This is a genomic window from Stenotrophomonas maltophilia group sp. Smal13 (assembly GCF_030236855.1).
GTDB lineage: Bacteria > Pseudomonadota > Gammaproteobacteria > Xanthomonadales > Xanthomonadaceae > Stenotrophomonas > Stenotrophomonas maltophilia_A.
Map to the genome: position 1 here is coordinate 1 of NZ_JASJSQ010000147.1, position 7,633 is coordinate 7,633.

At 67.9% G+C, this 7,633-nt stretch carries 6 protein-coding genes; 3 read left to right on the forward strand and 3 right to left on the reverse strand.

What is annotated here, in order from left to right; genetic code table 11:
- Positions 1-274 precede the first annotated feature (274 nt).
- From prpE to QRO95_RS24705, 3 genes are all read left to right on the forward strand, one after another.
- The gene (prpE, locus tag QRO95_RS24695; RefSeq protein ID WP_049400974.1) at positions 275-2,155 is read left to right on the forward strand and encodes a propionate--CoA ligase; all 1,881 of its coding nucleotides are present in this window, start codon (positions 275-277) and stop codon (positions 2,153-2,155) included.
- A 218-nt stretch (positions 2,156-2,373) separates the two neighbouring features.
- Positions 2,374-2,877, forward strand: a complete 504-nt coding sequence (locus tag QRO95_RS24700; RefSeq protein ID WP_049400975.1) for a hypothetical protein — start codon at positions 2,374-2,376, stop codon at positions 2,875-2,877.
- A 46-nt stretch (positions 2,878-2,923) separates the two neighbouring features.
- Positions 2,924-3,979 (forward strand): suppressor of fused domain protein, encoded by a 1,056-nt coding sequence (locus tag QRO95_RS24705; protein ID WP_285303681.1) that lies wholly within the window; start codon positions 2,924-2,926, stop codon positions 3,977-3,979.
- Between the two features lie 67 nt (positions 3,980-4,046).
- Here the strand turns inward: QRO95_RS24705 and QRO95_RS24710 are convergent, their stop codons facing one another.
- The 3 genes from QRO95_RS24710 to QRO95_RS24720 form a co-directional block, all read right to left on the reverse strand.
- The gene (locus QRO95_RS24710) at positions 4,047-4,658 is read right to left on the reverse strand and encodes a glutathione S-transferase N-terminal domain-containing protein (RefSeq protein WP_032130478.1); all 612 of its coding nucleotides are present in this window, start codon (positions 4,656-4,658) and stop codon (positions 4,047-4,049) included.
- Between the two features lie 84 nt (positions 4,659-4,742).
- Positions 4,743-5,201: a cell wall hydrolase gene (locus QRO95_RS24715; RefSeq protein WP_004154513.1), complete on the reverse strand. Its 459-nt coding sequence runs from the start codon at positions 5,199-5,201 to the stop codon at positions 4,743-4,745.
- Positions 5,202-5,499: 298 nt separating this feature from the next.
- Positions 5,500-7,530: an NADPH-dependent 2,4-dienoyl-CoA reductase gene (locus QRO95_RS24720; RefSeq protein ID WP_032130479.1), complete on the reverse strand. Its 2,031-nt coding sequence runs from the start codon at positions 7,528-7,530 to the stop codon at positions 5,500-5,502.
- Positions 7,531-7,633 lie beyond the last annotated feature (103 nt).

Here is a 7,633-nt window from a genome sequence, read left to right on the forward strand (position 1 = left end):
AGGCGGGGTGGGTCCGGTTGCGGGGGCGTGAGCCGCATGGACGCGGCGACCGAGCCTCCATGGACGGATTTACGGCGCCCCCCGCAACCGGACCCACCCCGCCATCCCTCAATGGCCCCGCTTTTGACGTTGACGTTGACGTTGACGTTGATTCTGCAGGTGCAGGGCTGCAAGCCCTGCAGAACAAAACCCCACCCCCTACCAAGGTAGGGCGGCCCGCGCGCCAGCGCCGGACTATCCTCGAACCCATGACTTTGTCTGGGAGGGCTGCGTCATGAACTACGAGGAAACCTACCGTCGCTCGATCGACGAGCCGGAGGCCTTCTGGGGCGAGGAAGCCAAGCGCATCCATTGGCACAAACCGCCGCAGCAGGTGCTCGACTACAGCAACCCGCCGTTCCGGCGCTGGTTCGTCGGTGGTGAAACCAATCTCTGCTACAACGCCGTCGACCGCCACCTGGCCGAGCGCGCCGACCAGCTCGCACTGGTCGCCATTTCCACCGAAACCAACAGCACCCGCGAAATCACCTATCGCCAGCTGTATCGCGAAGTGAACGACTTCGCCGCCGTGCTCAAGCACCTCGGCGTCGGCCACGGCGATCGCGTGGTGATCTACATGCCGAACATGGCCGAGGCGGTATTCGCGATGCTCGCCTGTGCGCGCATCGGCGCCGTGCATTCGGTCGTGTTCGGTGGCTTCGCCGCGCACAACCTGGCGCTGCGCATCGACGATGCCAAGCCCAAGCTGCTGATCGCCGCCGATGCCGGCATGCGCGGTGGCAAGTTGATTCCGTACAAGCCGATGGTCGACGCCGCCTGCGCCGAAGCCACGTCGCCACCGCCGCACGTGCTGATCGTGTCGCGTGGGCTGGATGCCGCCGAACCACGCGTGCCGGGCCGCGATGTGGACTACGCCGAGCTGCGTGCGCAGATCGGTGAAGTCGACGTGCCGGTGCAGTGGCTGGAAGCGAGCGAGCCGAGCTATCTGCTGTATACCTCCGGCACCACCGGCAAGCCGAAGGGCGTGCAGCGCGATGTGGGGGGCTATGCGGTGGCGATGGCACAGTCGATGGAAACGGTGTTCGACTGCAGGCCGGGCCAGGTGATGTTCTCCACCTCCGACGTCGGCTGGGCGGTCGGCCATTCCTACAACGTGTACGGCCCGCTGATCGGCGGCTGCACCTCGCTGCTCTACGAAGGGCTGCCGACCAACCCGGATCCGGGCATCTGGTGGGCGCTGTGCGAGCAGTACAACGTGCGCACGATGTTCTCGTCGCCCACCGCCATCCGCGTGCTGAAGAAGCACGACGCGGACTTCATCCATCGCCACGACCTGGGCGCGCTGAAGTACCTGTTCCTGGCCGGCGAGCCGCTGGACGAACCGACCGCGCACTGGATCAGCGAAGCGCTCGGCAAGCCGATCATCGACAACTACTGGCAGACCGAAACCGGCTGGCCGGCACTGACCCTGCTGCCGGGCCTGGAGATGAAGCCGGTGCGTTTCGGCTCGCCCGGGTTCCCCAATCTCGGCTACCGGATGAAGGTGATCGACGAGAACACCGGCGAGGAAGTGGCACCGGGGCAGAAGGGCGTGCTGGTGGTGTCGCCGCCGCTGCCGCCGGGCTGCATGAGCACGGTGTGGAACGACGACAGCCGTTTCCTGCAGAGCTACTTCAGCCACTTCAAGGAGCTGCTGTACAGCTCGCTGGACTGGGCGATCCGTGACGACGATGGTTATACCTTCATCCTCGGCCGTACCGACGATGTGATCAACGTGGCCGGGCACCGCCTGGGCACGCGCGAGATCGAGGAGGCCATCTCCAGCCATCCGCGCGTGGCCGAGGCGGCGGTGATCGGGGTCAAGGACGAACTGAAGGGGCAGGTGCCGCTGGTGTTCGTCACCCTCAAGCAGGGGCTGGATGGCGAGGATCCGGCGCCGGTGGTGGCCGAGATGATGGCCACGGTGACCACCTCGCTCGGCGCGGTCGCACGCCCTGCGCATGTGCACGTGGTCAATGCCTTGCCCAAGACCCGCTCTGGCAAGCTGCTGCGGCGCTCGCTGCAGGCGTTGGCCGAGCAGCGCGACCCGGGTGACCTGTCGACGCTGGACGACCCCAGCGCGCTGGAGGAGATCCGCCGCGCGCTGGGACGCTGACCCGGTAGTGCCGGCCGCTGTCCGGCACCCCCCATCAATCCCGAGGTTGCCGGCCAGCGGCCGGCACTACCCGCAGCACTTGCGCTAAGCTCGGCCTGTCACCGACCTGCAACACGCGGTGCGCGCCGGGGAAGGCGCGCGCCGTCCGGGGATGGCACACAGGGGAGCGTGCCCGCCAGGGCGCGCTGGCATTGCGCATCGAGGATTGGGGGGAGGCAATGGCTTTGCTGCACGCCAAGACGGCTGCTGGCCGTCAGGAAATCGAAGACCGGGGTCGGCGCCTGCCGGCGGCACTGCGTTCGATCCTGCTGATGGTCGACGGCCATCGCGATGACACTGAATTGCGCGGCCTGTTCGAAGGCCTGCGGGCACCGCCGGATGCACTGGAGCAGTTGGCCGCGCAGGGCCTGATTGAAGTGATCGGCGGAAGTGTCGAAGCCGCACCGACGCGCAGCATCAGCACCGGCCGTGAACAGGACCCGGCGCTGTACCAGCAGCTGTACGACGCGATGAGTGAGGCCGTGCGTCGGCATCTGGGCCTGAAGGGCTATTTCATGCAGTTGAAGATCGAACGCTGCACCGATGCGCTGGCACTGGAACGCCTGTGCCCGGAACTGCTGGCGGCGGTGGGCAAGGCGCGCAGTCCGGCATTGGCGCAGCGCTGGTGGCAGGAGACCCAGGCGGCCGTGGTCAATGGTGGCGGCGAGGTCGTGCAGGCCTGAGCCACCGCGTAAAGTGATCGGTTCACTTCCCCACAAGGAGTCCCGCGTGCAGGACGACCACGACGACACCGATACCCCCGGCTGGGACGCGATCAATGCGGCGCTGGCGCCGCTGTATGCCGGGCAGGAACCGCGTCACTTCGGCACCGCGCTTCCGTACACGCTCGGTGGCCAGGATCCGCTCGATGGCATCAGCGTGTACTGGGCGGATGCGCCGGTACCGCATTGGCATTACATCACCTACGGCTTCTCCGAGCTGTACGCCAAGGAGAGCAGTGATGCCACCGCCAGTGGCTATGGTTTCGAGCTGACCTTCCGCCTCGCTGCCGACGCCGGTGAGAACGCCGGCAGCACGCCGCCGGTGTGGCCGATGAACCTGCTGCAGAACCTGGCGCGCTATGTGTTCGGCAGTGGCAACGTGTTCGAGGATGGCCACCACCTCAACGCCAACGGCCCGATCGCGTTGGAGACCAACACGCGCTTGTGCCATCTGGCCTTCGTCGCTGATCCGCAGTTGCCCGCACGCGACACCGCCAATGGCCACCTGCAGTTCCTGCAGCTGGTCGGGTTGACCGATGAGGAGATGGAAGCGGTCAAGCGCTGGTCGACGCGCGGCGTGCTGCAGGCGCTGCAACCGGCGATGCCGCTGTGGATCAGCGACCTGCATCGCGGCAACCTGCTGGGGGATCCGGCACTGGCTGCACAGGTGCAGACCGGCAGCGAGCGCGAGGGCTCCAGCACCGGCATGCTGTTCATCGAGACGCTGGACTGGCGGCAGGAGGCGGGCGTCACCACCCTGGTGCTCGGTGCGGGCCAGGTGGCCAGCGTGAGCGAGCTGCTGCCGCTACGGCTGCGCCACGGCAAATCGCTGGAACTGGTCAGCCGCGAGCGGCAGTGGGAATTCATTCCGGCCGCGCTCGGTGAAACCGGCGAGGTATCGGCCGACAGCGCGCGCTGGGCACTGGACGAGTCGGGACTGCAGGCGCTGGCAGGCGTGCGGGCCGAGCGCGGCATCTACCCGGTGGCGGCGGCGCTGCGCATCGAAGTGGTGCCGACGTACCTGCGCGATGCCAAGGGCGAAGTGATCCGCCAGATCGGCTGAGTGTGGCGATTGCACCGATGGGGGCAGAGCCGTCTGCTGCGCAGACGGCTCCGACCCATGGTCTGGATCAGGCCAGGCCCTCGGCCTTCAGCGCGGCCTGCACGCCGGCATCGGCATCCATGCGCGCCTTGTAGGCGGCCAGGTTGTCCAGGCCGGACAGGTCGACCTTGGTGCCAGCAGCCCAGCGCAGCGTGATGTAGAAGTACGGGTCGGCGAAGCTGCGGAAGCCGGCCAGCCACGGCTTGTCGGCCAGCTGCTTGTCGGCGGTCTCGAACAGGGCGCGCAGGCGCTTGTGCGCGGCGGCGCGGATCGCATCGAACTGGCTCTCGTCGGCAATGAACTTGCCCGGCGCGAACAGCGGCGAGAAGGCCGGATGCACATCGGAATTGACGAAGGCCAGCCAGCGGGTGGCTTCGGCGCGCTGGCGCGGGCTGCCGTCGCCGCCGAGGCCGGCCTGCGGGAAGCTGTCGGCGATATAGCCCATGATCGCCGCGTTCTGCAGCAGCACGAAGTCGCCGTCGACCAGTGCGGGGACGGCACCGGCCGGATTGATCTTGAGGAATTCCGGGCCCTTCAGGGTGTCCTTGTTCAGCAGTTCAACCTCGAACGGCTGGCCGGTCCACTGCAGGGCGATGTGGTCGGCGGTGGAACAGGCACCGGGCTTGCTGTACAGCTTCATGGGAACTCCAGGTGATGCGGGCGGGAAACGCCCACTATCCCAGAGCTTGCCAGCGGGCGGCAACGCTGCCGCCAGCACGGATCGTTACGACTGCCGCGGCTTGAGGTTCTGCACCTTATAGAAGGTGTGATCGCCGATGGTGGCCACCTGGTAGGCATTGCGCCAGTTCGGGCTGGCGATGGACAGCGCGGCGAAGTGGCTGGCACCGGGCACGATCTCGCGGCGCTCGCCGGCCGGCAGCGCCCAGTTGCGCTCGGCGTCGAAGGCCACGTTCATCGCCTCGCTCCAGGCCGCATCATTGCCCAGCTGGGTGCCGGGCGAGACGATGGTCGGTGCGAACTGCTTGCGCGCGGTGACCACCTGGCACATGGAGTCGCCCCACAGGCCACTGTCGAGGCGGCGCAGGGCGACCTCGGCGACGGCCTGCTGGCCACGCAGGGTCTGGTCGCGGGCTTCCAGGTAAACGGTGGTGCTCAAACACAATGAATCAGCGGCCGGCTGAGGCAACAACTGCGACAGCCAGAGAATCCAGGCCAGTTTCATATAACTCCTTGCTCCGTATGGGCCGCACGCTCCGGTTCCGGCCGCGGGGGCGACAGGAGGCGGGGTACGACTTGGCGTCATGGGGAGGCGGCCATCGGGGCCGCCCCGTGGGCAGCCCCAAAAGAAACGATCAGTACCGATCGAGGGGGCTGCGCCGGCTCACCGGAAACTGGCTGGTGAGCGGAAAGATGGCGCAAGGTAGGGGGGGATAGCCGAACGCATCGTGAACCGCCCGGCTTGACATTCAGGTTCGGCAGGGGTGACGGAAATCACATTCCGCCCCCCATTCAGGCGCTCATCAGAGCGCGGCGGCCACCCGGCTGCCCTGGTCGATGGCCCGCTTCGCATCCAGTTCGGCGGCCACATCGGCACCCCCGATCAGCTGCGCGTTGATGCCGGCGGCCTGCAGTTCGGCCTGCAATGCACGGTTCGGTTCCTGCCCGGCGCAGATCACCACATGGTCGACCGGCAGCAGCTGTTCGCTGCCTTCCACGCGGATGCGCAGGCCCTCGTCGTCCACGCCCAGGTACTCGACGCCACCGAGCATGCGCACGCCCTTGGCCTTCAGTGTGGCGCGGTGAATCCAGCCAGTGGTCTTGCCCAGTCGCGCGCCGGGCTTGCCCGGGCTGCGCTGCAGCAGCCAGAGCCGACGCGGTGACGCCTCGACCTCGGGCCGGCCCAGCGAGCCGCGGGCCTCGAACGCGCTGTCCACGCCCCATTCGGCCATCCAGCGTTGCGGGTCGAGGGAGGGTGACTCACCTGCGTGGCTGAGGAACTCGCCGACATCGAAGCCGATGCCGCCGGCGCCGATGATCGCCGCATTGGTGCCCACTTCAACCCGGCCCAGCAGCACGTCCAGGTAGCTGACCACCTTGGCGTGGTCGGCGCCGGGGAAGTCGACCTTGCGCGGGGTGATGCCGGTGGCCAGCACCACCTCGTCGAAGCCGGCCAGGGTGGCGGCATCGGCGCGGGTGCCGAGGCGCAGCTGCACGCCGGTTTCGGCCAGCGTGTGGCGGAAGTAGCGCAGGGTCTCGTGGAACTCTTCCTTGCCGGGGATGCGCTTGGCCACGTTGAACTGGCCGCCGATCTCCTCGTTGGCATCGAACAGGGTGACCTGGTGGCCGCGCTGGGCAGCGACGGTGGCACACGCCAGGCCTGCCGGGCCAGCACCGACCACGGCAACTTTCTTCGGCGTGGCGGTGGGGCGATAGACCAGCTCGGTCTCGTGGGCGGCGCGCGGATTGACCAGGCAGCTGGCCAGCTTGTTCTCGAACACGTGGTCCAGGCAGGCCTGGTTGCAGGCGATGCAGGTGTTGATTGCCTCGGCGCGGCCGGCACGGGCCTTGTTCGGCCATTGCGGGTCGGCCAGCAGCGGCCGCGCCAGCGACACCATGTCGGCGCCGCCGCCGGCCAGGATGCGCTCGGCCACGTCGGGCATGTTGATGCGGTTGGTCGCCACCAGCGGCACCTTCACATGCGGCTTGAGCTTGGCGGTGACCCCGGCGAAGGCAGCGCGCGGCACCGAGGTGGCAATGGTCGGAATACGGGCTTCGTGCCAGCCGATGCCGGAATTGATGATCGTCGCGCCGGCGGCCTCGATGGCCTGCGCCTGCTGCACGATCTCCTCCCAGTTGCTGCCGTCCTCCACCAGGTCCACCAGCGACAGGCGGTAGATGATGATGAAGTCCGGGCCACAGGCCTCGCGGATGCGGCGCACGATCTCGACCGCGAAGCGCATGCGCTGGTTGGCATCGCCGCCCCAGCGGTCGGTGCGCTTGTTGGTGCGCGGGGCGATGAACTCGTTGATGAGGTAGCCCTCCGAGCCCATCACTTCCACACCGTCGTAGCCAGCCTCGCGGGCCAGCTTCGCGCTGCGTGCGTAGTCGGCGATATGCCGCTCGACGCCGCTGGCCGACAACGCACGCGGGGTGAACGGGTTGATCGGTGCCTTCAGCTTCGACGGCGCCACCGACAAAGGGTGGTAGGCATAGCGGCCGGCATGCAGCAGCTGCAGGCAGATCTTCGCGCCGTGCTGGTGCGCGGCGGCGGTGAGCTGCCGATGCGGACGTACTTCCCAGGGCCAGGACAGCTTGCCGCCGAACGGCTTCAGCCAGCCGACCACGTTCGGCGCGAAGCCACCGGTGACGATCAGGCCGACACCGCCCTCGGCGCGTTCGGCGAAGTAGGCCGCCAGCCGCGGGAAGTCGCGGGCGCGATCCTCCAGGCCGGTGTGCATCGAGCCCATCAATACGCGGTTGCGCAGCTGGGTGAAGCCCAGGTCCAGCGGGGCGAACAGATGGGGGTAGGCGCTTTCGTTGGCTGGCGACATTGTCGATACGCTTGCGTACGGAAGCGCGAAGCGTGCCGCGAAACGGCGGCCGGGGCAAGGGCCGGCCTTTGGGTAGTGCCGGCCGCTGGCCGGGTACGCTCGG

What these genes read in the sequence shown, in the direction of transcription:
- prpE (WP_049400974.1), top strand. Translation starts at nt 275, where the DNA reads ATGAACTACGAGGAAACCTACCGTCGCTCGATCGACGAGCCGGAGGCC.
- QRO95_RS24700 (WP_049400975.1), top strand. Translation starts at nt 2,374, where the DNA reads ATGGCTTTGCTGCACGCCAAGACGGCTGCTGGCCGTCAGGAAATCGAA.
- QRO95_RS24710 (WP_032130478.1), bottom strand. Translation starts at nt 4,658, where the DNA reads ATGAAGCTGTACAGCAAGCCCGGTGCCTGTTCCACCGCCGACCACATC.
- QRO95_RS24715 (WP_004154513.1), bottom strand. Translation starts at nt 5,201, where the DNA reads ATGAAACTGGCCTGGATTCTCTGGCTGTCGCAGTTGTTGCCTCAGCCG.
- QRO95_RS24720 (WP_032130479.1), bottom strand. Translation starts at nt 7,530, where the DNA reads ATGTCGCCAGCCAACGAAAGCGCCTACCCCCATCTGTTCGCCCCGCTG.